We start from the raw sequence: 24819 nt of genomic DNA, 5'->3' as shown, positions 1-24819 counted from the left end.
TATGGCGAAAGAATATTTTAGCGAAGAAGAACGCCGCAATATCGTGCAAGCGATCAAGGAGGCCGAGCTGGCCACCTCTGGCGAGATTAGGGTACACATCGAAAGACATTGTCAGAAAGATGTGCTGGACAGGGCTGCAGAAGTTTTTTCCACATTGAACATGCAGAAAACCAAGCAACGAAACGGTGTGCTTTTTTACCTGGCTGTGGAAGATCATCAATTTGCGATAATTGGTGACGCCGGCATTAACCAGGTGGTGCCTGACCACTACTGGGGCGACATTAAAGACCACATGAAGGATCGCTTCGTGTCAGGGCAACTGACCCTTGGCCTGAGTGATGGCATCCGTATGGCCGGAGCCCAGCTAAAAGAACATTTCCCTTACCAAAAAGACGACGTAAACGAACTCCCTGATGACATTTCCTTTGGCCAAAATTAAGTTCTATTTTTTCACTGGTTTACTGGTCATGACCAGCTTAGCGGCTTCGGCACAGAGTTTTCCAAAGCCAATGTCGCCGCCGAGGATCGTGAATGACTATGCGAACCTGCTTAGCCAACAGGAAACTAATATGTTGGAAAATAAGCTCAGGGGATATCGGGACAGTACCTCCAATGAATTCGCTGTCGTGATATTGGAAACAATAGGGCAAGACGATATTGATCTTTATGGAGCTGAATTGGCCCAGGAATGGGGCATCGGAAAAAAAGGTAAGGAAAATGGTGTACTGGTTTTAGTGGCAATTAGTGACCGAAAGGTGAGCATTAGCACAGGCTATGGGCTGGAAGGTGCTATCCCCGATGCTTATGCTAAAAGAGTCATTGAAAAGTACATAGTACCTAATTTCAGAGCGCAAAAGTATTTCCAGGGGCTGGATCAGGCAACCAGCATACTCATGAGCATGGCCTCAGGCGAGTTCAAAGCGGATCCACGAACGGCAAAAAAAACGCCAGGAATTTTGTCTCTTATTATCGTTTTCTTCTTTGTCATCATTCCTATTATTTCGGTTTTTCGGGGAAGAAGAGGGCATTTTTCTTCACGCAAGCCTGGCTTCTGGACAATGCTCTTTCTCATGTCGAGCATGAATCGGGGCCGTGGCAATACTTTCAATGATTTTAACAGCGGAAGAGGAAATTTTGGCGGTGGCAGTGATTTTGGCGGCTTCGGAGGTGGAAGCTTTGGTGGTGGCGGTGCCAGTGGCTCCTGGTAGTTAGTCTTTTCTAAACACCAGAGTTGTCATGCATCTAACATCATCCACCACAGTGGTTTTCACGGGCTCTATCAGCTGCCAGGAAAATTTATCGACGATTTCCTTTATCAAACTTCTGGTGAGTAAAAACCTTGCTGATCCATCTGGAATCAGGTAGCGACCATTTCCCAGATTCTCGGTGGCATCCGGAAGGCCAATATCGCTGGTCATGCGAATAAAAAGAATGCCATCGGGAGCTAATACCCGAAACAACTCGGCCATCTGTTTATGAAAAGCATCTACGCTTTCAGCAAAGTGTAGCACAGCACTGCTGATGACAATGTCAAAGTAACCGGCTGGCAACGGCAAACTCTTCGCATTCCCCTCTATCAGCTTTCTTTCGTCAAAACCCTGGCTGGTCCCCTTGAGCAGGTATCGAAGCATTTGCAATGCAGAAGGGCTTTGATCGAAACCATAGACATCAAAGCCTTCTTTGGCAAAATAAATGAGGTTTCGACCCTCGCCACAGCCTACATCCAACACCTTGCTTTTTCCTTCAAAGCGGCCCTTGAGTATTTGATCCAAAAGGTAGATATCGATATTGCCCAGTTGGGTATTGAGTTCTCTGAAGTTCATTGCTCCGGTTCGGACAAAAGGTTGGATGCCTTCAAGGCCTCTTCAAATGCCTGCCTTCCAGCTTCAATTATTTCTTTAGCTCTGTAGAATTCAAATGTAGAACAGGCCTGCCTTGACACCTCAACACTTAACCCCGGCTTGTATTGCTTCAAAAGCTCTGAAGTAAGCCGATCCTGCAGAAGGTCAAGGGAATCGTTGAGCAAATCAAAGAACCCCAATTTCTTCTTTGCGGAGCTGGAGCCAGGAATCACTTTGCTTATCCTGCTCATCATTTCCTCTAGCCGCTTTGTGTATTGATTGGACTCTCTTTTCTCTTGTTTCTTCAAGGGACTAACGTACGGCTTGAATGCATTTACATTGGAAACAACGAGAATGTCTCCCTTGGTCCTTTTCACTTTATCAGCTGGCACAGGATTGGTCACACCGCCGTCTACGTACAGACTTTCACCCGCCTTGAGGGGCGTGAGCACAGTGGGTATCGCTACTGATGCTCTGATAGCATGATACATACTCCCGGAGTCGAACACCTTCTCCTTTTGTGTGTTGAGGTCAGTTGAAACGGCAATGAACGGAATTTGCATTTCTTCTATTGGCCGATCCGGGATAACTTTCTCCAGGTTCTTAAAAACCTTTTCTCCCCTGATAAAGCCTTGCGAACTGAAAGTAAAGTCGATGAGCTTAAAAACCTCAACTCGATCAAGGTTGCAAATCCACTCTTTGAATTCCGGCAACTTGCCACAAGCATGAAACGCACCAACAACTGATCCCATGGACGAACCAGCAATCGAGGTGATCTCGAAGCCGTGGTCAATGAGCCCTTCGATAACGCCGATATGAGCGACTCCCCTAGCCCCACCACTTGAAAGCACCAACGCTACTTTTTTACCCATATGTAAAAATAGTTTTTAACAGCCACTTTAATATGTAAATTTTCGACCTAAATCTAAACTTTAATACGATGACACCATTCCATCTTGCCTTTCCAGTTAGTGATATCGAAGCTACCCGAAAGTTCTTTACTGAAGTGATTGGCTGCAAAGTCGGGCGCTCAGCTGAGAAATGGATCGACTTTGATTTTTTTGGGCACCAGATCAGCGCCCATTTGAAGCCAGACGAAGTGGCACAGGCAAAAACGAATGAGGTGGATGGCGACAAGGTCCCTGTCAGGCATTTTGGGGCTATACTTAAGTGGAAAGAATGGCATGAGCTGGCCGACAGGTTAACCAAACAAGGCATCGAATTCATCATTGAGCCACATGTGAGGTTTAAAGGAGAAGTAGGCGAGCAGGCCACCATGTTTTTTCTCGACCCGAGTGGCAATGCGTTGGAGTTCAAGTCATTTCAGGACATGTCACAGGTGTTTGCCCATTAACATATGAGCTGGGTCGAAATCGTAGTAAGTCAGTTGAAGGATGTTTATTCAGGTTCGCCCTGGTATGGCAAGCCGGTTAGAACAATTTTATGGGAAATTATACCGGAAAGAGTTGGCGAGCGCCCCGATGCTTCCTCACATTCTGTGTTCCAGCTGGCGCAACACATGCTTACCTGGCGCACATTTGTGGTTGAGCAACTAAACGGCAACGAGGCGTATAAAGTACCTCTCAATTCTGAAAAAGACTGGAGCCCGTCTGATCAAATAAATACAGAGAGTTGGAGCGCTTTGCTCGAGGACTTTGATGACAACCAGAAAATACTTCTCGACCTTATTCAAAGAACCTCTACGGATACATTTGAGAAGCAAGTGCCAGGAAAGTCCTACGACTTTAAACACCTGATTGAAGGCATCGTCCATCACGACATTTACCATGCTGGGCAGATTGTCACCACAGCGAAGATTGTTGGCACCTACCTGCCTTCCAGCTAGTGCACGTAGCTGCCGGCGTTGATATCAATGGTGCTACCTGTAGCATGGTCTGCCAGGCCGCTGCATAAGAAAGTCACCATGGGAGCAATGTCTTTCGGCTCGGTAAGTCGCTCAAGCGCCAAATCACCAAGCACCACCTGCTCGCCATATCGCTCCACAAATTCTTTGGCCATATCGGTTCGCACAAAGCCAGGCGCAATATTGAACGCTTTGATACCCTGCTTGCCGTAGGCCCTCGCTATCGACCGGGTGAGCGATACCACCCCACCTTTGGACGCCGCATAAGCCAGGTACTCGGCGGTGTCTCCTCTAAAGGCAGCTCTTGATGAGATATTGATGATCCTTCCAGTCGCCTTTCTTTTAAGCCAATGGTCGATGGCTTTTTTACAAAGAATTGCAGTTGCATTAAGATTGACCATCATGGTTTTGTTCCATTCTTCAAGCCACTGTTTATCGGCGGAACCCATGTCGGAAGCTATGGCCAGACCGGCATTGTTGACCAAAAGTTCGAGAGACCCAAATTCACTCACCACCTTATCGAACAGCTGCACCACCTGATCAGGCTGAGCCAAATCTGCCTGAAAAGCTTTGCTCTCATTGCCCAGCACATGGGCCAGGTTTTCAGCCTCTCTGCCACTCTTGTGGTAATGCACTGCCACGGTGGCCCCTGCTTCTGCCAGCTTAGCCGCAATGGCCTTGCCTATGCCCCTGCTGGCTCCTGTTACGAGCACATTCAGACCAGATAAATTAATGTACATAGTGAAGGATCATTCGATATGCCGAAAAATAAGTGATTAGCGCTGAAACTAAAAGTCAATAAGCAATCCTCTCTTAGAATGATTTTCCAATTTACCAATAGTCAGGCAGCCTCAGCGAAGCGGGAGACTAAGAAAATTGACGAATCTGGTTTAAGAATGTCGATAACTAAATTAAGTTAACTATCTTATATATAGGTAATTATGGTTTTTGTGTGCGATTATCCACAATTTTTGCAAAGTTATCCACAATTCATCTAACGTGCTGATTTGATGATCTTTCCAACCGTCACTTGTCCGTCACCTGAAAATGCCTGGTAGAGATAAACGGCTGGCGGCAAGTCCTCTCCGTTTGAATTTCTGCCATCCCAGGCCAGGCTGCCACCTAATTTTCCCCGCTTATTAATTGTTCTCACCTGCTGACCAGAGAATGAAAATATTTTTATTGACTCAACCCCAGAGGTGGTTCCATTTTGGAAGTATATTAAATCAACAAAAGGATTGGGAAACGTCACCAGATCAACTTCTCCGTTGCTTAGTCCGGTTACATCCACTGGCCCCTCAAAATCTTCTATCTGCTGATCCAGCCAAGTGGTGCGCTGAGTGATCCAGTTCCTAAGATAGTCCACTTCCGCTGTGTAAGTTGCTCCAACAAAATTGTTAGGCCATGTGTACTGGCCAATTACCGGCCATCTTTGAAAATTCCTATTTTTGGCGTCAGATAAGACATCGGTATATTCATCAATCATCGTGCTTATTGCTTCGTCGGACCAGGCACCACTCCGCAGCGTCATCCACCGCAATTTCACCTGCTGTCTGAAAACTGGGTCAGTCATCAGTTTGTCCCACCAAAAGGGAACCAGCCAGAAGTCGTTCGGGCAAATGTCGTTGAACTTATAGGCCCAGCCCTGGGTGTTTCCTCCCTGGCAGTAGTCGGCGTTGCCAAACGCAAGGTTAAAGTCCCATATTGGCCCAAGAGTCAGGAGCCCGTCCTTGTCATCTTTGTCCTTGTACATAAAGGTGCTGAGCCTATAGCCATCAACATTTCGGCTGAGCTCATTAATCAGGAAGAAGTCAACAAAGCTCGACAGCTCTATATATTTGCGGTAGTCCGACACCGGATCCCTAAAGGAGCTCGACTTCAAAGCGCTTTCGAAGCTCTTCATAAAGCTTTGTATGTATGCTTTTTGGGCACTGGTGATTTCGTCATCTGCTGGCTCATCGTATTGAAAGAAGGCCACCTGATCACTGTTTTTATAATTGTTTGGTCGGTACTCTGACGCAAAGCCCCCACCACCGCTGCCGTCAAACTTATCGAGCTTCAAAATGTAGCCCCCGGTCAACTCCTCTCCTTCGTTATCCTCAGGTTTTAGGTTGGCTATATCCACCCGGTTTTTGTCCCGCTTCACCTTTTCCATAAACAGGTAGATGCCGTGGTATTGCCCATTGAGCACCACGTCAACATATTTTGTTCTCGAGCTATAGCGCTCAGTGAATGAGAAAAGATCGAAGGTCAGTTTGTTCCGCATCAGCGTTTTGTCGGAGTAAGGCCCGTGTAAAACCCAATCCTCTTCCGACGGAAATCCCAATATAGCCGTGTCCAGATCCTGACCCTGCTCGTCCCAGGTCTCGATGCCGAAGGACTTCTTTGGAAATAGGGCTTGAGAAGAGGAGCCCCTGAATTCAATACCGATGAAGCCATCGTAGTCAGTAAAAGGATCAGAAGTGTGGTTAGTAACCCCTTCCTGGTTGTTGATTATGCCCATTCTTGCTTTCACCTTGGGTTCGTTAACAATGGTGCGCCCTTCGGTATCGATGATAATAATGGGGAGGTTCGACGACTCAAAATCAACAGACTGTGACTGAGCGGACAGCGTACAAAAAATAGCTCCTGCAAGCAGAGCTCTTAACAATGTAGTTTTCATAAAAGTAGGTTTACTTACCAAATGTCTTCAAAATAGCTCAAGGCTGTTGGCTCAGCCAGCAGGCCTTTAAGCTTAAGGTAATCCAGGTAGGCCGATAGCAGCAAAAACTGATCCTTTATTACTCTTCCCCTTAGCTTTTCCTTGGCCTTTAGCCACTTCAACAGGCTCTGTCTGGCATCGCCAGGATCTATGACCGACAATTTCTCCCGATAGGCATCTAATTGAACATCCAATTCTTTCAGGGCTTTGACCTGGTCTGCCATCCGTAACGTTTTCTCGTAGGCCGCTCCAAGTTTAACATCCCACTCCGTCCTTGCCTTTACCTCCGCCCATTTATCATTGATCAGAGATAATTGCCTGTTTTGGGTTTGCATGCGATTGGTGTTGAAAATTGGGATGCCAATGCCTACCCGCAAGCCAAACCTCTCTTTGCCCTCCACATCCCACTCGGGCTGCACAAAGCCAATATCCCAATCTCGCTTTTCCAGCAGCACTTTACTCTCCGTGAGCTGCACATTCAACTGCTCCTTCTCCGTGGCAAGCGATACCGCTGATGGCACCTGCATTAACTCGTCCACTGTGCTCAATAACTTTTCCAACGCCACATCGGGGAACACGCTTTCAAACAATGACTGGGCAAGTGTTTCTACTTTAGCTGGGTTCGGATCATCCAGGAAATCAGCAAGCTCATTCTCCAATTCCTCCGACAAGTCCATACGATCCACCGCCAAATCAATCCTTTCAAGCTCCACATCAAGCAATTCCTCGGCATCAAATCCGCCTTCGGAAATGTATTGAGCCATATTCTCCAACCACTTCTGCCGCCAGGCAACAGACGCTTCCGTTTCCTGAAATTGCAATGCGACATATCTGATTTTCAGCCAGGTTTCAATCTTATCGAAAAGGGCTGCTTGCATAGCCTCCTTCAACTTCAACTGGGCCTCCGTCTCCAAAAGTTTGCCCATACTTTTTCCTGCCGCATAATAGAAAGGGTTGGTGGGACGAAGGCGGAAGGCGTACTCAGTTTTGTCGTTGGTGATGCCTCCCACTCTAAAATCAATCTCATCAAAATAAGCAACGCCGTACCTGTTTTGTTGAAACCATTCCAGCTGTTGCTTTGCCGCTTTTATTTCTGGCTGACTCTCTATACCAACACCGATTTGATCAAACAGCGGCAAGGGCTGCTGCCTGGCTTTTGCCATAATGGGAAGAAAGAAAAGACACGCACCGATGAGTTTGCTCCCTCTCATGGTACCAGAATCAATACTTTTTCACCCTGAAGCCAGCCTTTTGTGTTGTCGAGTTTGAAGAAGATCTCTTTGCCTGATTGCTGAACCGGCAGCTGTTGCATCATAGTGGGCAGCACTTCGACACCACCTGACCCGATATAGGTTGCCGTCGTCTTCTTGTCTGTTTCCAGCGCAGACTGCACCACCACCCGGGAGAGGTCGCCAACAATATTGGTCTGATCTGTGATATATGCCCTCACAAACTTGTTTTCGTCAGGCAACAACGATAGCAGGTCTGAAAAGCCATCGGCGGTTTGACCCTCCATAAAATAGACATTGTCGACAATGCCGCTGGCAGGAGCCAACAGCACAAGTGATGCCTTTTCTGCCTCCAGTCTTTGTTTCTCATGCAGCAGCTCTTCTCTGCTGGCTTCAACAGCCTTTACTTGCAGCTGCCTCTTTTTTAGCAGCAACGACTGCTTAAGCTTATTCTCCGAAAGGCTTGCCTCAAAATTTTGCTCAATAATCTCCAGTTTCCAGGCTGCTGCGCTTGTGGTGTCTTTTGGTTCGGTAGTAGTGAAATTCTTTAGCCAGGAGGCGTCCCGGTTCTCTGCCATCTTGATTTCAGCGATAGCCTGCTCTCGTTTAGTGCGCTCCTGCTGCAGCTCCAGAGCGAGCTCATTTTTTTCAATTTCAAACTCAAAAAGCTCCTTTTCGCTAGTTGCTTCGAGCTTGCTTTCCTGATAGGCCAGGTCTTGAAGGTCGTCGAGGATGGCTTGCGACTCAAGCCTCATCAGCACAGCCCCTTTTTCAACTTTTTGACCAGGGGTAACATTCACCTCAAGGATCACAGCTTTACGTGGGTGGTTAAGTCTTACCTTGGGGCTTTCCACAACGCCATATAGATTGGCTTTGCGCACAGGATAGTCCAGACTGAAATAAAGGAGAGCCCCGGCCAGAAGCACAATTGTTACATAGAATGCGTAATAGTTTTGTTTTGGAACGCTCATTTACACTCTTACCAAATTTCCTGATTTTGACCATTTCACCTGAAGAACCCCTTCAATCTCACTCATCTGCTGCAAAAAAGACGTTGCTGCCTCCCCAGCTACCCGAACTACCTGCCACTCGAGCTGCCAGGTGGCTTCCTTGCCTTTTTGCTGGCTCACCAGCCGAATTTTCAGGCTCAGCGGTTTTATAATTTGCTCTATTTGTGTGGCCAACTCCATTGTTTCCATTGTCACTACCAGCGCAAAACGCTCTTTCTGGTTTTTTCTCTCAACGAAAAAATGAAGTAGCCAGGCCACCAGGCAAAACATGAAGGTGCTGGATATAGCAATGCTAAAACCGTAAACACCCAGTGCTATCCCCAAAACCAGTGTGGAAAACAGAAAAAGCAGATTTTTAGGCTCCTCTATTCTGGTTCTGAACCGGATAATGGCCAGCGCTCCAAAAATGCCCAAGCCACGTGCCAGGCTGTCGCCAATCGACATCATTACGGCGGTGGATACCAGCGTGGCTAGGATCATCGAAATAAAAAATTGGTCAGGATAAACGAAACCCGTGTAGGTCTTTTTATGGGTGATAGCGATGAGCGAAGCCAAAACAAGGCCCCACATCAAGGTGTAAATGGCTGTAATGAAAGTGGGAAACCCCGACTGAAGCTCCACCGGAAAAAATTCAAGCATACATTCTTATGTTCGTATTTACTCTAGCGTAACATCTAAGTAATGTATCCTTAACGTAAAAAAAAAGCGACCTGGTAGGGCCGCTCGCTATTAATTTCCACTCTCTTCGTCAGTAAAGTGCCATATCGAATCTACGCCGGTACTTTTTTGTCAGCTCATTTTGTGCACCCATGAGCTGAAAGAAAGCGACGGCCGCCCTTCTGGGCAGCTCCTCCATAAACGCTTTGTCGATCGTAACCGCTTCTATGAGCAGACTGATGCCGCTTTCGGGGTCATCGTTTCTAAAAGCCTCCTGCGCCGCTCCGAGTTTTTTCCCGACGGCACTGTCAACAGAAATGTCCGCTTCCAGAAAATTGGCCATTTCTTCAAGTCGCTGCATGTCGTCGAAGAACTTATTTCTGTTCACCACCTTTAACAGCACTTCTCTCGCCGTGGAAGGATCCTGCAAAACAATACTCTTCGCCATCAGCATCCTCCCCTCATCACTTGCCGGATAGTCAATAATAAAACTCTCCAATTCACCCAGGGCGTTCTCATCGCCAGCGATCAGTTTCTGCTCTATCTGGCTCAAAAGCTCCTTTTCCTCGCTTGGCAAATATTGATCCAGCCATTTTTGAATTTCATGTTTGGGAAGTGCGCCTGTAAATTCGGCAACGACCTCGCCCTTATGGAACATTTTCACTGCCGGAATGCCCTTGATGCCATACTCCGCCGACAGGTGCTGGTGTTCATCTGAGTTCACTTTTACTAATTCCCAGGTGCCTTTGGCCTCACCAGCCAGTTCCTCTATGATCGGCCCTAAAAACTGACAGGGTCCGCACCAGGGTGCCCAAAAGTCAACGACCACAGGCACGTCTTTACTTTTCGCTATTACTTCTTTGTCAAAATCCATGGTTCAATTATTTCCGGCTATTTAACAAAAATGCGGCCATCGACAGTTCCTGAAACCAACACTTTTGAAGGTTGTCTTATGTGTTTCCCCAGGCATTCAGCACCAGCTGCCGACTTCCACCGTAGTTTCGGTGTTCGCAAAGATATATCCCCTGCCAGGTGCCCGTATTAAGCCTGCCATTGGTAACAGGGAGCTGTACGGAAGCTCCCAGCAACGATGCTTTGATGTGTGCCGGCATGTCGTCGGGGCCTTCCATGGTATGCCGGTAGTAGGGTGCGCTTTCGGGTACCATTTTGTTGAAGTGGCTTTCGAAGTCTACCCTAACGGTCGGGTCTGCATTTTCATTGATCGTGAGGCTGGCCGATGTGTGCTGAATAAACACCTGAAGCACACCTTGCCTGATTTTTTGCAGCTCGGGAAACTGCGCCAACACCTCCCGGGTAATAAGGTGAAACCCTCTTGGGTAGGGCTTCAGCGTTATCTCTTTTTGAAAAAATTCCATGATTAATAGTAACGATTGATATATTGATTTCCAACGTGGGTATCAGGGAGCCGGATCGCTTGTAAGATTAGCTAGAAGCACCCCAACAATGTTGCAGTGAAAATGGGTGATTTATTGAGATGCCTGCCTGCGCAGGCTTGACGATCATCCTTCCTCGTTTTCCTTTTGACCGGGTACCCATTCATAAGCCCCGATGTCAGGAAGGCTGTCTCTTTGGTGCCCAAGGTTATCGAGATCGATGTTGAGGTATTTTGCCTTGTTGATAAGAGGCGATAAACTATCAGGGCGATAGTCGTACAAAAATTCGTTGAAGAATTTTGGCGGCGTGTTGATCAGGTTGTTGTTGGCGTTCAGCAGTGAGTTGGTTGTTTTCAATAAACTGTTGCCGACCTGGTAAATGAAGCTGGCGCCTCCCCCGGTATTGAACTCGATCTCCTCCTTCTGCGTACCCCAAATTACGCTGTTGAATACCCGTGCTTGCAATGGCGTCGTAAACAACTCTTCATTTGCCAGCAAAATATTGTCTGAGAAAATGACCGAAGGGTCTTCCCGAAAGAAGTCGGAGGGGTAATTGGAAAAAGTGCAGTGCTCGTAGCGGTAGTTGCCGCCAGCCACGTTCGCTACCAGATAACGAGCCGCATTGTACACGACAGTGTTGTAGGCGTATACATCACTCGTCAAGGCCAGAATGCCATCGGACGACATGTTGCCAATGGTACTATTGGCAATCACTACATCAGGAATGTCGTCATCGTCGGGCGTACCTATTCTCAAACCTACCTCCCCATTTTTGATGACGGTGTGATTGAGGAAGTTGTCTTTACTCCCCTCCAGGAAATAAATACCTACCCATTGGCCAGGAGCTTCCCGATAGTCTCTGTCGTTGCGGGTATTTCTGAAGACTACTTTTTTGCCTGGTGTGCCCTCAGTAATAAGCGTGCCCAGTACAAACAATTTGGCTCCCGGTTGCATAAGCACTTCAACACCTGCCTTAATAGTTAAAGTTACACCAGGGGCAACAACCAGTGAGTCTGAAACAACATAGGGCATACCAGCTTCCCAGGTTTGATCCTCTTCGATAATACTGAGCCCCTTGTAGTATGACGCATCCTGCGCCCAGGCATCCAGCACCACATTGGTACGGGTGGTGCCTACCACTTCCAGGTAGTCCAGCACTCTCTTCGCTTCGACCTCACCCGTAACGGGTAGCCTGCCATTGACCAACACGAGCAGGCTATCCTTGCCCAGGATTTTGATGTTGTTGAATGCCTTTCCCGACAAGCCATTGATGGTCAACTCAAATGGAGAGCCTTCCAGCTGTTTGAGTCTGATCCCAGGCACTATAACTCCATTCTTGTTGGGGTTGTAAAGCAGCAGCCTGTACGACGGGCTCAACTGGGTGGTCAGCAGCGTGTCGAAGTACAGCGTGTCGGTAGAAAAGTAAAGAGACTCATCAGAAAGCTCAGAAAAAACCTCTTCGTCGGGTGTGCATGCCCACCAAAGGGGAAGAATGAGCAGCCATACGAGTCGACGAGTCAACATAAGTGCATTTTGAACGATGGAAGTGTGGAATTATTCTCCATCCTTCAGTTTCTCCGAGTGCTCGGCTATCCTCAACTGTTCAATAAACTCCCCCACATCGCCGTCCATAACTGACGGTAGGTTATAAACCGTAAGCCCTATCCTGTGGTCAGTTACCCGGCTTTGGGGGTAGTTGTAGGTGCGGATTTTATCAGAACGGTCGCCGCTACCCACCATCGACTTGCGTTGGGCTCCGACTTCGTCATTGTGCTTTTTCAGCTCCACTTCGTAAATCCGTGAACGCAATACCTTCAGGGCTTTTTCGAAGTTCTTGATCTGCGACTTTTCATCCTGGCAGCTCACCACAATGCCTGTGGGAATGTGGGTCAAACGAATCGCCGAATAAGTGGTGTTCACCGACTGTCCACCCGGACCTGAAGAACAGAAGGTATCCTTCCGAACGTCATTCATGTCGATATTAACCTCCACTTCTTCCATTTCGGGGAGCACAGCTACGGTAGCAGCTGACGTATGCACTCTGCCCTGGGTTTCTGTCGCAGGCACCCTTTGCACCCTGTGCACACCCGACTCAAACTTGAGCATGCCGTACACATCTTCACCAGAAACGGTAGCGATAATCTCTTTGTAGCCGCCCGATGTACCTTCCGTCAAATCAAGTACATTCATTTTCCAGCCTTTTTCCTCAGCAAAGCGCTGGTACATGCGGAAAAGATCGCCTGCAAAAATGGCTGCTTCGTCGCCTCCGGTACCTCCTCGTATTTCTAAAATAACGTTCTTGCTGTCATTAGGGTCTCTGGGAATCAGCAGTTGCTTGAGCTCTTCCTCCAGCTCCTCCTCTTTTGGCTCAAGCTCTTCAATCTCCATCTTGGCCATTTCCCGGAGTTCCGGATCCTTCTCTTTGTTGAGCAGTTCTTTGGCTCCCTTCAGGTCGTTCTTGACCTTCTTATATTCCTCCAGCTTAGCAACAATGCGGCTAAGCTCCTTGTATTCCTTGTGCAGTTTGGTGTATTGTGCCATGTCAGCCATGGCATCGGGCTGAACAATAAGGTCGCTTACTTCCTCAAAGCGCTTTTTGATGGCCTCTAGTTTATCGAGCATTCCTGAAAAATTAAGCTGCAAAATTAATAAACCCCTGATCTTTTTTCGATTAAGTGTGGTTATTTTAACGGATCGTTAGACAACCCACCTATGAGAACGCCGATAATCCTTTCCATTTCCTTCTTTCTGATTGCTTCCGGCTGCGGCCCCATGGATAAGGGGAATAGTGAAGCAGTAAAAAAGGAAATGGAAGACAGGGAGGTGAAACATGTGCTTCCGTCTCAAATTACTGACAAAGCCAAAGAAAGGGGGCTGGCCATTACCGATGCCGCACAAAAGGTTTTGCTTCAAACCCTGATGAAAAAAATTGAGTCGGAGGGCGTACTGGGAGCGGTAGAGTATTGCAATGTCAATGCTTTTCCGCTGGTGGACTCGCTATCCAAAGCCAACCATGCTAGCATCAGGAGAGTGAGCAACAAATGGCGAAACCCGAAAGATGCCCCCACTGACGATGAAGTAGCCATTATGGAAGCTTACACCTATAGTGTGGAGCAGGGACAAGCACCGAGGGAAGAAGTGTTCATGGAGGACAACTCCACACAGGTAATTTACACCCGACCCATCATGATGGGCGCTGCGCTGTGCCTCCAATGCCATGGCACGCCGGGTAAAGAGCTTACCCAGGAAGTAGCCGATAAAATCAAAGGTCTTTACCCTGAGGACAAAGCCACCGGGTACGAGCTGGGCGAATGGCGGGGGATCTGGAAAGTGGTGTTTGAGAAGAAGGAGTTGGTGTTGGAGTTGTGAGAGGAAAACCAGTTCCTTTAAAAAAGACAGTTTGGCATAAAAAAGTTACACCAAACTATCTTTCAATACTAAATCAATCGAGATAGTCTCGCAGCTTCAGCAACGGGATGAACTCCATAAACCGTAATATTGGCAAGGTCTCCCTTACCGGCAACTTCCTGAAAATAACAAGCCACACTACAGTTTTTCGATTTATCCTGATCTAACTGACCAGAAACAAAATGAAACATCTGTTGGCCAACGTCTGCCATTCCTGACGGCGCAATGAACATATTAAGCAGTTGCAGAACTTCCATGGAAGCCACATTAGCACTAAAAACATACACGTTTTCGTGAGCGTCAATGAATTGGGATTTCTCAAGACCTGCCAGATAACTAGGATCATCAAGTTTACCCTCCTTCTCCAAGTTCGCATTTTCAGTCTTATACTGCCCTAAACATTCCAAACACGGCCTCTTATACCCAACTGTCTGAGCCTTCCAATCCGCTCCAATCATTCTCGTATTATCCCTACTTGTCCTCACTAGGATACCACCATCTATCACTGGTATCATATGAGCATAGGCTATGAAATTAAGAATCTGACGAGGCCAAGGCCGATCTACACAGCTGAACAAAATATCGCAATCCAACGCAGAGCGGTAGCCGTTCTTCTCGCAGATACTGTATTCAATGGAGTCGATGTGGATTGTTGGCGATGTTGCTGAACGCCTTATAACCTCCTCAACAGCAAACACCTTCGCACGTCCAACATCTGCCTTCAAAACATTAGTACGATCCAAGTTTTTCTCCTCAACCGTGTCAAAGTCAATCAGAACAAAGTTGGAAAACCCTGTTCTCGCCAATACTTCAGCGACAATGCTTCCAACGCTCCCAAGTCCCACGATTCCAATCCTTAGTCTTGACAAATCCTCCTGGGTTTTTCTGCCCCAAGCTGAAATTGTCCTTAACTGCTTCTTTGAATCAAACTGAGGTGGAAGGAGGTCATCGTTAAAAGTAATATTCAGCTTCTTACTGAGGACTCTTACTGATTCGCACCAATACCTATTAAACTTTCTTTTCTCGACACTGTCCTTTAGCCAAAAACGTGCACTCCAAGCCCCATCAGTACCAATCGTCATGCCTATCAAAGGCAAACCAGTTAAAGTATTGGCAGCTGGTGCCATTCTTTCTTCCGCAATAACATCATCATTACTCATTCCCTGCCAGCCTGGTACAGGATGTGAATGCAGAAACACTAGCCCCTCTTTGCGTTTCCTTGCAAAGAGCATTGCTCTTTCAAAGTACGTTGGAAGAAATCCGACATTTCCGTGAACCTTCCTTTCACCTTCATTTGGTAAAATTATCTCACGAACGATACCAGAGTGGCGATTTGAACCAGTACTTGGAACATAGGTAGCAAAGCACAAATCTTCTTGACCATCTACTCTCAGTAAATGGTTTTGTAGTACCTGATGACTTTCATCAGGTACTACCACACCAAACCTCTTCATCAAATTCTGGTTAAAATGTTTCGAACGTGGGCCATGAAGGCCTTAACCGACCGATCCGTCTTATTCCAATCAGGGAACCTCCTGCTCCAATATCTCCAAGGGCTTCCAAGCGGGCTGTCAGAAACATTCTGTATTGGCTCTTTCCATCCTAAATCTGAAGAATTAAAATGCAATCCCGCCGGACAATTCATTGGAAAATCGTCACCAACCGGAAACCCAAGCAAGGCCACTTTCCCTTTGTTCTTCCCAATTGGAACAACATATTCGACAGCGACCACATTATTAGAAAACTCCTGGGTATGATACCCAAGAGCTTTCAACTGATTTACAAAGTCAACTCGTGCCATAATCAAGAAACTGGGGTTTCACCTTTGAATACCGACACAAATTTAGATCCTGGACACTTCATTTGGATCGGCTCGTCAGGAGTATCTTTATGAGATATCTCTTGGCCGGCACTATCAATCTCTATCAGGTAGTAATCCTTTACAGGCATAATACCACCATCTTCAAGAATTTGATTTGCCGATAGGGCCTTTTCACCTGTCGTCTCCGGTTCCTCATCCAAAGTGTAAAAAAACACATCAGGAGGTTTTACAGTGAAGCGTTCTATTCCGGGGTTCGAGAGATCTACCCTTTCATCGAGGCTGATTTTTTCAAAATCACAGCCTTTAAGCTTCTGATATAAACTGTGACATTCGGGTGGCGTCTTACCAGCCTTTACCAATATGTCACGCCCCTTTACGACAGGTTCGATGAAGTCAATCTTCTTCCCATCCACATCGACTTTGTATGTTTTTTTTGCAGAGGTTTTCTCCTCTTTCATAATTGATTTCATAAGTTTCTATTTAACTATTTAGTCAAGAATACCCTGTCAGGCTTAGCGCTTCGCCAGCTCGAACTAGTCCTACTCCTTGGGTACATTTTAAGGTTTAAGGAGATAATCGGTAGCTATAAATCAGTTAAATAGATGGAGCAAAGTGTTTTTGGTTACAGAAACCAGGAAGGTTAACCCACTTTGGATATTATTTCAGAATATGGTACTTTTGAATTGCGTTAAAAAAGAACCTCTTGGATCCATCAATCCTTGAATTCTGAAAATTATCCAAATCAGGTGGGTCTTCTGCCTGATTTTTTTATTTCGTTTAGTTTGTCATTTTTTAGCCTCAGGTCTAAAACATATTCTAATATCTTATCATAGCTAGTGGTTAAAACTGCCTCATTGTTGCACAGTTTTAACATAGCATTATCATCCGTCAGGAGCATTGATTGTGTATTTATACAATAGACAAGAGCCATAACTTCGTCAACCTGGTAACCTCTTCCGTGCATCCTGAAAAGTCGCTCAACATCTTTACACCTTATTGTCTCAGAATCAATTGTCTTTAAGAATCCTCGTCGGCTATATCCCTCAATTTGAAACGCCATCTGTTTAGTGATCTTTTCTAACGCCACATCAACAACAGAAAAAGTAAAATCTGGGCCTTCCTCAAAAAGTCCAGACTTAAACAAAACAAGCAACCGTTCTATGTTGTGTGCGATTAGTTTCATCTAAAAATAGTTGTCTTCAAATTCCTTAACCTTGGCTGTAGACCAGCCAGATAATTCAGCAGCCTTACCTCTTGTAACTTTCCCTTCAAGAAGCGCTCTCAATAATATCTGATGAAACCTTCTTGGCTTTTCATCGCCAAAGTACTGACCAAAGTCAGAATCAAATTCATGTTCCAGTTTGATTAAGTGATAATCATGCCAAGCAATAATTTTGTTGAATGCCGCTCTGACTAGAATCGCCCTGACCGATATCCCGTATTTTTCCTTAAGCGCTATGAGTTCCCTTTTTGAAATTCTAGTGCGGCTAGTCCCTAACTCCAAAAACAAAAGTTCTTTTGGCATCAACATTGCGCCTGCAAAAGCGTCACATATTCTTTCTATGTCGTCGTATGAGATTACATCTTCATCGATCTCCAGAATTAGGTGGCCAAGCTCATGAAGCGTGGTAAGCCTGCGTCTAGTAATTTCCTCGATCTCTCGATTGATCACTATTACTGGTATGTCCATTATCAAAGCGCTTAAGCCTTCAAAATCAACCTGCTCCCGTACCTCTATTACTCGCACTCCCTGATTCTCTAGTACAGAAATGACACTTGACAAAGCACTGCTTCCCAACTTCCAAGCTCTTCTCACTTTGAGTGCTGCTTCTTCGGCATCACCCTTGCTCCTAATCGGAACGTTTTTGATTGGGTTATTGAACTTAATTTGATAGTTAGACAAACGTACAAGCTCCTCATATCCTATGAATTCCTTCATTGCCGTTTCCTTTACTCGTTCTACGAGGTCGGTCGGGATGCATTTACCCTCCCTGAACTTGACCCTTTTGAAAGAGTCGTACGAAACGTCCTTTATCTCAAAACCCTTCAAAAAGAACTTTTCCTCGCTTGGCGCTTTAAAAAAGTCCTCAATGCGAATTTTTAAGGCGTCGGCTAATGCAAAAACCTTTTTCATGCTAGGGCTTAACTCGCCATTTTCATACTTGCTGATGGTTTGCTTTGATACCTCTATTTTTTCAGCCAAGTCGCTCAAAGACAATCCAGCATACCTCCTAGCAATTGCAAGGTTGGCAGCAAAATAATTGGTAGTGTCAGTTGTGTTCATTGGGGCAAATTTATTGTTAAAATCTGTCTTTACGTGACGATTGAACAAAAATACAATATCGTCACCTAAAAAGCAACCCAAATATAAAATTGTCAACTCGTCGCTTAAAAATTCGGCATTACACTGAGAGCAAAAAGATTGTTTAGCTTATTGGGTGACGATTTCGATTTACGATTCCTTGAGTAACCAGACCAAAAAGGCAGCGGCTCACGACAAGTCAGTCTCTCATGTGGGTAAAGATAACAACACAGCAGCCTAACTTGGTACCACAATTATTCCCAAGTCCTCTCAAAAGGCCTATCTTTGATGCTATCAAATGATAGCATTATGAAGCCGCCCTATCAGATCAATTCGGAAATTCTTCGCCTGCTTACTGAAGTGTCGGAGAAAATTGGTGCGGTCAACGCCAGCTTTCTGATCAAACCGTCCCCAACCCTGCGGAAGCAAAACCAGATCAAAACAATTCACTCTTCCTTGAAAATAGAAGGTAATACGTTGTCAGAAGATCAAATAACGGCACTGATTGAAAACAAGCGGGTGATTGGCCCTGAAAGAGATATTATGGAGGTTCGGAACGCCATTGAGGTCTACGATAAAATCGAGAGCTTCAGGTTTGATTCCGAAAAGTCGTTCCTGGCTGCGCACAAACTACTTATGAAGTCGCTTGAGAAAGATGCTGGCTTCTATCGGAAAAAAGGTGTGGGCATTGTGAAGGGCTCAAAAGTTCAACACCTTGCCCCGCCGGCCGAAAATGTTGCTTTTTTGATGAAGGATCTTTTCAAGTATCTCAAAACGGACAATGATATTCCTCTGATCAAAAGTTGCGTTTTTCACTATGAGGTAGAGTTTATCCACCCGTTTATGGATGGCAACGGAAGAATGGGAAGACTTTGGCAGACTGTGATCCTGATTAGCAAATTTCCCGTCTTTCAGTTTCTTCCTTTTGAAACGCTCATTTCGGCCAATCAGGTAGCCTACTACAAAGCCCTTTCTGATAGCGATAAGGCCGGACATTCAACTCCATTCATCGCCTACATGCTTGGCGTCATTAGCCTGGCGCTGGATAGCGTACTTCAAACCAAAGGAGCGAGTCAATCGCAAGTTGATCGGCTCCAGTATTTCCTGTCTCTGAAGATTAAGTCATTTACCCGAAAAGATTACATGAATGTTTTCAAGACACTTTCAACTGCCACCGCCAGCCGTGACTTAAAAAAAGGAGTTGAATTGGGGCATTTCAGCGTCCTCGGTATGAATCGCTTGACAACCTACAAGGTGATAGAAAAGAAAATCTAGCCCAGCTTACTCACACCTCCCCATACCTAAAGCAATCCACCACATGGTCGTTCACCAGGCCACAGGCTTGCATGTGGGCGTAAATGACGGTGCTGCCGACGAACTTGAAACCTCGTTTTTTCAGGTCTTTGCTCAATGCGTCCGACTCTTTGGTTGTCGGTGGAGCTGTTTTGTAGTCTTTCCACTGGTTCACAATGGGCTTGTTGTCTACAAACTGCCAGATGTATTTGTCGAAGCTGCCGAATTCCTGCTGCACTTTAAGAAACTGCTGTGCGTTGGTTACGGCACTTTGGATCTTGAGCCGGTTGCGGATGATGCCCGGAAAAAGGAGCAGCTCTTCCACGATCTGCGGCGTAAACTGTGCCACTATCTCAGGATCGAAATCGGCGAATGACTCACGGTAGCCGGCCCGCTTTTTCAGAATGGTGCTCCAGCTCAACCCGGCCTGCGCTCCTTCGAGGATCAAAAATTCGAAATGCTTGCGGTCGTCGTGCACCGGCACTCCCCACTCCTCGTCGTGGTACTTTACATAGTCGTCGAAGCCCAGGCACCAGGCACAGCGTTTTTTGTTGTCGTTCATTGGTAGAGGTATTCGTTTAAAAAGCCTGTGATGGTTTCCGCCGCATGATAGAAGAAGCTATACGGTGTTGTTTCAAAAGTATCCGTCGGCTGATGGTAGTACTTATGGTCTTCTACCCCAAAATAAAGAAAGGGGATTTTCTGCTTGTGAAACGGCCCATGGTCGGACGACATCGTCCAGTCGTCGTGACCTGAGCCAGGCTGGTCATGGCCCAGCTTCAGCTGGACTTTGGCATACCTGGAGCCATCCATATCTACCAGCGACTTGAGCTTTGGATAGTGATAGGTGCCACATACGTACAGCTCACCTTTGAAGCCTTTACTCACCATATCCATATTCACATTCAGCTTCACTGGGATATTGGCCTTTTGCAAGTACTCCACCAGGGCATAACCTCCCAGCAAGCCGGTTTCCTCCGCATCCAGCGCTGCGAAAATGATCGTGTACTTCGGCATAACCTTCTTAGCAGCAAAAAGCCAGGCGGCTTCCAGCAGCACGCTTACCCCCGACGCATTGTCGTCAGCGCCATAATAAATCTCGTTGTTCTTCACACCCAAGTGGTCGTAGTGCGCAGTAACCACAACGGCCGAGTCGCTTTCTCCCTTCAAAAAACCAACGACATTCACTCCTTGCGAAGGGTAGTTTTTTGCCTTGATATCGAATGGAATAAACCAACTGCTCTCCAACTCGTGAATCCCTGCATAGTTAAAATTGTTTTTGATAAATATGCGGGCTCTGCTAATGCCGTTGGTGCCACTCAAACGGCCGGCCATTTCCTGAGACGAAAGAGCTTTCAAAGCATTCATCAGTCTCGTGGAATCAACGCTGACCTGAGCATGGCTCATGAGCCCACAGAAAAGCAGCAGGCATATTAAAGTATACGCTTTGCTGTGTGTTATGATTTTTGCTCTTACTTGCATTTCTTCCGAAAATATCTTGTTTTACAAAGCCGGAGGGAATCTGGAAGGGGTCGCCGGGGCATCTTTTTATCTATTGTCCCTTTTTTCCGTAAATAGCTATTCCTCTTACAATAATAGAAACTTATCTCTGTTGAATATGATAGTAATCCTAAATATCCCCATGAGACAATTGCTGAAATTCACATTTGCCCTTTGCCTGATTGGTTTTACTGCACAGGCACAGGAAGAAGAAATAAATATAGCAGGTTTTCGGTTTCTGGACTATACCAACGACCTGCCTGCCGATCTTTTATCCGGTCGCTCTGCGGTATTTGTAAGCGTGCCACCCAAAAGCAGGGGGACTTCGGAAAGAGGCGACTGGAAAGGTTTTTCAACCGAAATGCACCAGGAGTTTCGGAAAATGGGTATTGATGCCGTTGCCTACCTGAATATCGACGATGTGATGGCTGGGACAGACGTAACGGAAGCCTTTTCGGACTTTCTCAACTCCCGCCAGATCAAGAACCTCATTCTATTGAGCAAGGTAAATCTTAAAATTGCAGGCAAAGAAAGTGAAAGAGTAGTGGTAGTAATCACGCCCTACGACGGCACGAAAACCTATATGTCGAACGGGCAGCAAGCCTGGAAAGATCAGGACAAAGACCTCGAAAAGGTGGTCAAAAACCTTGGAAAAGCAGTTTACAAATCGAAACAGGAAAACAAAAACTTCCTTATTACAGAAAAGCCGGAGTTCTTTACCGATGTGGATATTGTCACAAAACGACGGTTTCCATCTTTCGCCGGTGACCTGAAAATTGACAAGCTGGCGGTGCCCATGTATACCAAAGTGGAAATCCCTGCAGACAAGCCTGGGGGAATTGTCAACAACAATGTAGAAAAGGAAATACAGAAGTACAACGCCAAAGTAGCCAGCTCCAATAATGTGCTGAAAGGCGCCATGCAGGATTACCCCTTCAAGTATGAGTTGGTGGAGTATGATGGCGACGACAAGAAGTTGTACAATGCAGGTTATCAGTATGTGCTGCTTAACCTCAACACTACCGGATACACCATCAGAGAAATGCTGAACTATGAGGTGGACAAGAATGAGACCGACTACATTACAATGAAAACCAGTAACGGCAAGACCATCCTGAGGACTATTCCGGTGCATGCTCCTGTGTACAAGTTTTATGTCAAGCACCTGGTGACCGGCGATGTGTACCTAGGTACGAAGTGGGATGCTGATGAAACGATGGACGAAGCGCTCGGCAATTATATTCAGAATTTTAAAGATGAGCTGAAGATCAGGTAGGTATTTAGGTTAGGGTTTAGTTCTCATAAGCAAATCTTTCCTCTTTTGAGGCATATACGAAAAAGAGGCTATTTAGAAAGTTCCAAATCTGATGTCAGGTTGAGCCTGTCGAAACCTTGATATTTAACGTATTTAAGCATTTCGACGAGCTCAATGTGACATCCGTATATTTTGAGGAACTTTCTAAATAGCCTCTTCCTAACGATGGTTTTGCAACTTAGTTCGAGCCGTCTTTGAATTTGTCAAACCTGCTCTTACTGTCTACCCTTGGGTACACATTGTTACTTTGCTGAATGTCAGGAATCTCATTCTTAGGATCCAGCTTGATGCCTACTACCTGCTTGTCTTTAGCAAACACCTTGGTTACCTGCTGTTCGTTGAGTCTCCATATTTCTGCCGGAATCTTCTCGACTTCTTTGGTACCGTCGGCATATGTCCATTCGATGATAACCGGCATCATCAAGCCACCTTCGTTTTTGAAAGTCACTTCGTAGAAGTTCTTTTCGGCGTTTCTTTTCTGAATGGCTTTATCGTCGACGGCGTTTTTGAACTCGCCGTATTCCGAGCTTTTGGTGTTGGCCATGGTGAATGGTTTTGGTGCGGCAAGGCCATTTTCTACTGAAACATCACCTCCTCCAAGTGTGCCATCACCACTCACTTTTACCTGATTTTCGAAACCTTTGGCGTCAATATTCATTTTGTACCAGGTCACTTTGTCCACAGCGATGTCGCACGCATCCACGCTGTAGAACCAACCTTTCCAAAACCAATCGAGGTCAACAGCCGAAGCGTCTTCCATCGTTCTGAAGAAGTCGGCGGGTGAGGGGTGCTTAAACGCCCATCGCTGCGCATATTCCTTAAAGGCCGCATCGAAAAGCTCAGGGCCCATCACAGTTTCACGAAGCAGTACCAACCCGGCGGACGGCTTTCCATAGGCTTCGTAGCCCAGCGATCTTCCGTTTTCAGGATTGGTCATAATGGGGCGAAGGTCGTTTTTCTCGCCCTTCATATAGTTGACTACTCCTGCTGGCGTTCCCCAGGTGGTATTGAAACCAGGGTAGTTTTCAACCACGGTCTGGTGCTCAAGGAAAGTGTTGATGCCTTCATCCATCCATGCCCATTGACGTTCGTCGTTGTTGATGATCATCGGGAAGTAATTGTGGCCTACCTCATGCACAATCACTCCCACCATACCTTCAAGTGTCCTTTGCGAATAAGTGCCATCGGAGTTCGGACGGCCAAAGTTGAAGCAAATCATTGGGTACTCCATACCAATGGAAGCTGTATGAATCGACTGAGCTACCGGGTAAGGATAGTCGATGGTGTATTTCGAATAGGTCTTTAATGTGTTGACCACTGCTTTGGTTGATTCTTTTTCCCAAAGAGGATTTCCTTCCTTTGGATAAAAGCTCATCGCCAAAGGCGTGTTGTTGTCAAACTTCACAGCCTGGGCGTCCCAGATAAACTTTCTTGATGATACAAAGGCAAAGTCACGGACATTTTCAGCCTTATAAACCCAGGTTTTAGTACCCTTGGCTCTTGACTTCTCATTTTGGATGGCCTCCTCTTGCGTAATGATGATTACAGGCTTGTCGAAACTTTTCTTTGCTCTCTCAAGGCGCTCAAGCTGCGTAGCTGTTAGCACCTCTTTTGGGTTTTGCAAAACGCCTGTTGAAGCTACCACATGATCAGCCGTCGTGGTGATGCGTACAGTGTAGTCGCCAAAGGCCAGGGCAAACTCGCCTGAGCCCAGAAACTGCTTGTTCTGCCAGCCATTCACGTCGTCGTACACTGCCATGCGAGGAAACCACTGGGCAATCGTGTACAGGTAGTTGCCGTCCTTTGGAAAGTACTCGTAGCCAGAACGACCGCCAAGCTGCATGCGGTCGTTGATAGTGTATGACCAGGCCACTTTGAAAGAGACTTCACCGCCCGACTTCAGAGGCTGCGGAAGGTCTACCCGCATCATTGTTTTGTTGATGGTATATGGAATGGCTTTGCCGTCTACAGTCTTAACAGAGGCGATTTTGAAACCTCCATCGAAGTCCTGATCCCTGGTGATCCGTTGCTGCAACGACTTTCCCGAAATGGTATCAGGCATGCTACTGGAAGACACCAGCGGGGTGTTGGAGTCTTTGGCCCTCATATTCTGGTCGAGTTGCAACCAAAGATACTTGAGTTGATCAGGTGACTGGTTGTGATAGGTGATTGTTTCTTCACCGGTCACCGACTGGTTGTTGTTGTTAAGGGTTACCGAAATATCGTAGTCGGCTTTTTGCTGCCAGTACTCCCTTCCGGGGGCTCCTGAAGCTGTGCGATAAGTGTTCGGTGTGGGCAGCAAGGTGCCCATTTGCTCAAACTTTTGGCCCCATTGCCCCTGGGCGTTAACATTTTCTGCTGTGATGATGCCCGCTGCAATGGCCAGGCAACTTAAAAGAATCCTTTTCATAAACATTGAGTATTTGGAAATCGGTCTTTGGGTTTTGTTATTCATTTACCAAATAAGCCCGGAAAAAATTCCC

The 24819-nt window shown here is 46.4% G+C and carries 25 protein-coding genes; 7 read left to right on the top strand and 18 right to left on the bottom strand.

Annotation, left to right across the window (positions count from 1 at the left end; translation table 11 throughout):
• Position 1: 1 nt before the first annotated feature.
• Together GC130_RS26980 and GC130_RS26975 are read left to right on the top strand one after the other, a co-directional pair.
• Positions 2 to 439, top strand: a complete 438-nt coding sequence (locus GC130_RS26980; protein WP_152001479.1) for a TPM domain-containing protein — start codon at positions 2 to 4, stop codon at positions 437 to 439.
• Positions 414 to 1208, top strand: coding sequence for a YgcG family protein (locus GC130_RS26975; protein WP_152001478.1), 795 nt, complete (start codon positions 414 to 416; stop codon positions 1206 to 1208). The genes GC130_RS26980 and GC130_RS26975 overlap by 26 nt, the downstream gene beginning before the upstream one ends.
• On the opposite strand, the gene GC130_RS26970 is transcribed toward GC130_RS26975, so the two are convergent.
• Positions 1209 to 1823, bottom strand: a complete 615-nt coding sequence (locus GC130_RS26970) for a bifunctional 2-polyprenyl-6-hydroxyphenol methylase/3-demethylubiquinol 3-O-methyltransferase UbiG (protein WP_152001477.1) — start codon at positions 1821 to 1823, stop codon at positions 1209 to 1211.
• Entirely contained in the window at positions 1820 to 2713 is an 894-nt protein-coding gene (locus GC130_RS26965) for a patatin-like phospholipase family protein (RefSeq protein ID WP_152001476.1), read from the bottom strand. The genes GC130_RS26970 and GC130_RS26965 overlap by 4 nt, the downstream gene beginning before the upstream one ends.
• Before the next feature lie 68 nt (positions 2714 to 2781).
• Here GC130_RS26965 and GC130_RS26960 point away from each other — a divergent pair, with 68 nt between their 5' ends.
• On the top strand, positions 2782 to 3195 hold the full coding sequence (locus tag GC130_RS26960) for a VOC family protein (protein WP_152001475.1): 414 nt from the start codon (positions 2782 to 2784) through the stop codon (positions 3193 to 3195).
• Positions 3196 to 3198: 3 nt separating this feature from the next.
• Entirely contained in the window at positions 3199 to 3687 is a 489-nt protein-coding gene (locus tag GC130_RS26955; protein WP_152001474.1) for a DinB family protein, read from the top strand.
• On the opposite strand, the gene GC130_RS26950 is transcribed toward GC130_RS26955, so the two are convergent.
• From GC130_RS26950 to prfA, 9 genes are all read right to left on the bottom strand, one after another.
• Entirely contained in the window at positions 3684 to 4445 is a 762-nt protein-coding gene (locus GC130_RS26950) for an SDR family NAD(P)-dependent oxidoreductase (RefSeq protein ID WP_152001473.1), read from the bottom strand. The genes GC130_RS26955 and GC130_RS26950 overlap by 4 nt on opposite strands.
• A 254-nt stretch (positions 4446 to 4699) precedes the next feature.
• On the bottom strand, positions 4700 to 6367 hold the full coding sequence (locus tag GC130_RS26945) for a CotH kinase family protein (RefSeq protein WP_152001472.1): 1668 nt from the start codon (positions 6365 to 6367) through the stop codon (positions 4700 to 4702).
• Between the two features lie 14 nt (positions 6368 to 6381).
• Positions 6382 to 7617, bottom strand: a complete 1236-nt coding sequence (locus tag GC130_RS26940) for a hypothetical protein (protein ID WP_152001471.1) — start codon at positions 7615 to 7617, stop codon at positions 6382 to 6384.
• Positions 7614 to 8606, bottom strand: a complete 993-nt coding sequence (locus GC130_RS26935) for an HlyD family secretion protein (protein ID WP_152001470.1) — start codon at positions 8604 to 8606, stop codon at positions 7614 to 7616. Before GC130_RS26935 ends, GC130_RS26940 begins: the two co-directional genes overlap by 4 nt.
• Positions 8607 to 9284: a DUF4956 domain-containing protein gene (locus GC130_RS26930; RefSeq protein ID WP_152001469.1), complete on the bottom strand. Its 678-nt coding sequence runs from the start codon at positions 9282 to 9284 to the stop codon at positions 8607 to 8609.
• Positions 9285 to 9393: 109 nt separating this feature from the next.
• Entirely contained in the window at positions 9394 to 10176 is a 783-nt protein-coding gene (gene trxA / locus GC130_RS26925; protein WP_152001468.1) for a thioredoxin, read from the bottom strand.
• A gap of 76 nt (positions 10177 to 10252) precedes the next feature.
• Positions 10253 to 10678: a secondary thiamine-phosphate synthase enzyme YjbQ gene (locus tag GC130_RS26920; protein ID WP_152001467.1), complete on the bottom strand. Its 426-nt coding sequence runs from the start codon at positions 10676 to 10678 to the stop codon at positions 10253 to 10255.
• 144 nt (positions 10679 to 10822) lie between these two features.
• Entirely contained in the window at positions 10823 to 12220 is a 1398-nt protein-coding gene (locus GC130_RS26915) for a right-handed parallel beta-helix repeat-containing protein (protein ID WP_152001466.1), read from the bottom strand.
• 30 nt (positions 12221 to 12250) lie between these two features.
• Positions 12251 to 13318 carry a peptide chain release factor 1 gene (gene prfA / locus GC130_RS26910; RefSeq protein ID WP_152001465.1) on the bottom strand — a complete coding sequence of 356 codons (1068 nt, stop codon included), beginning with the start codon at positions 13316 to 13318 and terminating at the stop codon, positions 12251 to 12253.
• Between the two features lie 90 nt (positions 13319 to 13408).
• On the opposite strand from prfA, the gene GC130_RS26905 reads away from it, so the two are divergent.
• Positions 13409 to 14065 carry a DUF3365 domain-containing protein gene (locus GC130_RS26905; RefSeq protein WP_152001464.1) on the top strand — a complete coding sequence of 219 codons (657 nt, stop codon included), beginning with the start codon at positions 13409 to 13411 and terminating at the stop codon, positions 14063 to 14065.
• A gap of 68 nt (positions 14066 to 14133) precedes the next feature.
• On the opposite strand, the gene GC130_RS26900 is transcribed toward GC130_RS26905, so the two are convergent.
• From GC130_RS26900 to GC130_RS26885, 4 genes are all read right to left on the bottom strand, one after another.
• Positions 14134 to 15558, bottom strand: coding sequence for a ThiF family adenylyltransferase (locus tag GC130_RS26900; protein ID WP_152001463.1), 1425 nt, complete (start codon positions 15556 to 15558; stop codon positions 14134 to 14136).
• A 349-nt stretch (positions 15559 to 15907) separates the two neighbouring features.
• On the bottom strand, positions 15908 to 16396 hold the full coding sequence (locus GC130_RS26895) for a multiubiquitin domain-containing protein (protein ID WP_152001462.1): 489 nt from the start codon (positions 16394 to 16396) through the stop codon (positions 15908 to 15910).
• A gap of 272 nt (positions 16397 to 16668) precedes the next feature.
• Entirely contained in the window at positions 16669 to 17109 is a 441-nt protein-coding gene (locus GC130_RS26890; RefSeq protein ID WP_152001461.1) for a hypothetical protein, read from the bottom strand.
• Positions 17110 to 18210 carry a helix-turn-helix domain-containing protein gene (locus GC130_RS26885; RefSeq protein ID WP_152001460.1) on the bottom strand — a complete coding sequence of 367 codons (1101 nt, stop codon included), beginning with the start codon at positions 18208 to 18210 and terminating at the stop codon, positions 17110 to 17112.
• Between the two features lie 327 nt (positions 18211 to 18537).
• Between GC130_RS26885 and GC130_RS26880 the strand changes: the two genes are divergently transcribed.
• Positions 18538 to 19503 (top strand): Fic family protein, encoded by a 966-nt coding sequence (locus GC130_RS26880; RefSeq protein ID WP_152001459.1) that lies wholly within the window; start codon positions 18538 to 18540, stop codon positions 19501 to 19503.
• 10 nt (positions 19504 to 19513) lie between these two features.
• On the opposite strand, the gene GC130_RS26875 is transcribed toward GC130_RS26880, so the two are convergent.
• Both GC130_RS26875 and GC130_RS26870 read right to left on the bottom strand, forming a co-directional pair.
• Positions 19514 to 20083, bottom strand: coding sequence for a DNA-3-methyladenine glycosylase I (locus GC130_RS26875; protein WP_152001458.1), 570 nt, complete (start codon positions 20081 to 20083; stop codon positions 19514 to 19516).
• Entirely contained in the window at positions 20080 to 21003 is a 924-nt protein-coding gene (locus GC130_RS26870; RefSeq protein ID WP_152001457.1) for a M28 family peptidase, read from the bottom strand. Before GC130_RS26870 ends, GC130_RS26875 begins: the two co-directional genes overlap by 4 nt.
• 136 nt (positions 21004 to 21139) lie before the next feature.
• Between GC130_RS26870 and GC130_RS26865 the strand changes: the two genes are divergently transcribed.
• Complete coding sequence (locus GC130_RS26865) at positions 21140 to 22297, top strand: hypothetical protein (RefSeq protein WP_152001456.1); 1158 nt, start codon at positions 21140 to 21142, stop codon at positions 22295 to 22297.
• 217 nt (positions 22298 to 22514) lie between these two features.
• On the opposite strand, the gene GC130_RS26860 is transcribed toward GC130_RS26865, so the two are convergent.
• Positions 22515 to 24746, bottom strand: a complete 2232-nt coding sequence (locus GC130_RS26860; protein WP_152001455.1) for a M1 family metallopeptidase — start codon at positions 24744 to 24746, stop codon at positions 22515 to 22517.
• Positions 24747 to 24819 lie beyond the last annotated feature (73 nt).

It is taken from the genome of Imperialibacter sp. EC-SDR9, from assembly GCF_902498805.1.
Classification (GTDB): domain Bacteria; phylum Bacteroidota; class Bacteroidia; order Cytophagales; family Cyclobacteriaceae; genus Imperialibacter.
This window is presented reverse-complemented; position numbering and strand designations above follow the sequence as displayed.

Bases quoted from the DNA above. Each gene is read 5' to 3' on its own strand.
- GC130_RS26980 (WP_152001479.1), top strand. From the start codon at position 2: ATGGCGAAAGAATATTTTAGCGAAGAAGAACGCCGCAATATCGTGCAA.
- GC130_RS26975 (WP_152001478.1), top strand. From the start codon at position 414: ATGACATTTCCTTTGGCCAAAATTAAGTTCTATTTTTTCACTGGTTTA.
- GC130_RS26970 (WP_152001477.1), bottom strand. From the start codon at position 1,823: ATGAACTTCAGAGAACTCAATACCCAACTGGGCAATATCGATATCTAC.
- GC130_RS26965 (WP_152001476.1), bottom strand. From the start codon at position 2,713: ATGGGTAAAAAAGTAGCGTTGGTGCTTTCAAGTGGTGGGGCTAGGGGA.
- GC130_RS26960 (WP_152001475.1), top strand. From the start codon at position 2,782: ATGACACCATTCCATCTTGCCTTTCCAGTTAGTGATATCGAAGCTACC.
- GC130_RS26955 (WP_152001474.1), top strand. From the start codon at position 3,199: ATGAGCTGGGTCGAAATCGTAGTAAGTCAGTTGAAGGATGTTTATTCA.
- GC130_RS26950 (WP_152001473.1), bottom strand. From the start codon at position 4,445: ATGTACATTAATTTATCTGGTCTGAATGTGCTCGTAACAGGAGCCAGC.
- GC130_RS26945 (WP_152001472.1), bottom strand. From the start codon at position 6,367: ATGAAAACTACATTGTTAAGAGCTCTGCTTGCAGGAGCTATTTTTTGT.
- GC130_RS26940 (WP_152001471.1), bottom strand. From the start codon at position 7,617: ATGAGAGGGAGCAAACTCATCGGTGCGTGTCTTTTCTTTCTTCCCATT.
- GC130_RS26935 (WP_152001470.1), bottom strand. From the start codon at position 8,606: ATGAGCGTTCCAAAACAAAACTATTACGCATTCTATGTAACAATTGTG.
- GC130_RS26930 (WP_152001469.1), bottom strand. From the start codon at position 9,284: ATGCTTGAATTTTTTCCGGTGGAGCTTCAGTCGGGGTTTCCCACTTTC.
- trxA (WP_152001468.1), bottom strand. From the start codon at position 10,176: ATGGATTTTGACAAAGAAGTAATAGCGAAAAGTAAAGACGTGCCTGTG.
- GC130_RS26920 (WP_152001467.1), bottom strand. From the start codon at position 10,678: ATGGAATTTTTTCAAAAAGAGATAACGCTGAAGCCCTACCCAAGAGGG.
- GC130_RS26915 (WP_152001466.1), bottom strand. From the start codon at position 12,220: ATGTTGACTCGTCGACTCGTATGGCTGCTCATTCTTCCCCTTTGGTGG.
- prfA (WP_152001465.1), bottom strand. From the start codon at position 13,318: ATGCTCGATAAACTAGAGGCCATCAAAAAGCGCTTTGAGGAAGTAAGC.
- GC130_RS26905 (WP_152001464.1), top strand. From the start codon at position 13,409: ATGAGAACGCCGATAATCCTTTCCATTTCCTTCTTTCTGATTGCTTCC.
- GC130_RS26900 (WP_152001463.1), bottom strand. From the start codon at position 15,558: ATGAAGAGGTTTGGTGTGGTAGTACCTGATGAAAGTCATCAGGTACTA.
- GC130_RS26895 (WP_152001462.1), bottom strand. From the start codon at position 16,396: ATGAAATCAATTATGAAAGAGGAGAAAACCTCTGCAAAAAAAACATAC.
- GC130_RS26890 (WP_152001461.1), bottom strand. From the start codon at position 17,109: ATGAAACTAATCGCACACAACATAGAACGGTTGCTTGTTTTGTTTAAG.
- GC130_RS26885 (WP_152001460.1), bottom strand. From the start codon at position 18,210: ATGAACACAACTGACACTACCAATTATTTTGCTGCCAACCTTGCAATT.
- GC130_RS26880 (WP_152001459.1), top strand. From the start codon at position 18,538: ATGAAGCCGCCCTATCAGATCAATTCGGAAATTCTTCGCCTGCTTACT.
- GC130_RS26875 (WP_152001458.1), bottom strand. From the start codon at position 20,083: ATGAACGACAACAAAAAACGCTGTGCCTGGTGCCTGGGCTTCGACGAC.
- GC130_RS26870 (WP_152001457.1), bottom strand. From the start codon at position 21,003: ATGCAAGTAAGAGCAAAAATCATAACACACAGCAAAGCGTATACTTTA.
- GC130_RS26865 (WP_152001456.1), top strand. From the start codon at position 21,140: ATGATAGTAATCCTAAATATCCCCATGAGACAATTGCTGAAATTCACA.
- GC130_RS26860 (WP_152001455.1), bottom strand. From the start codon at position 24,746: ATGAAAAGGATTCTTTTAAGTTGCCTGGCCATTGCAGCGGGCATCATC.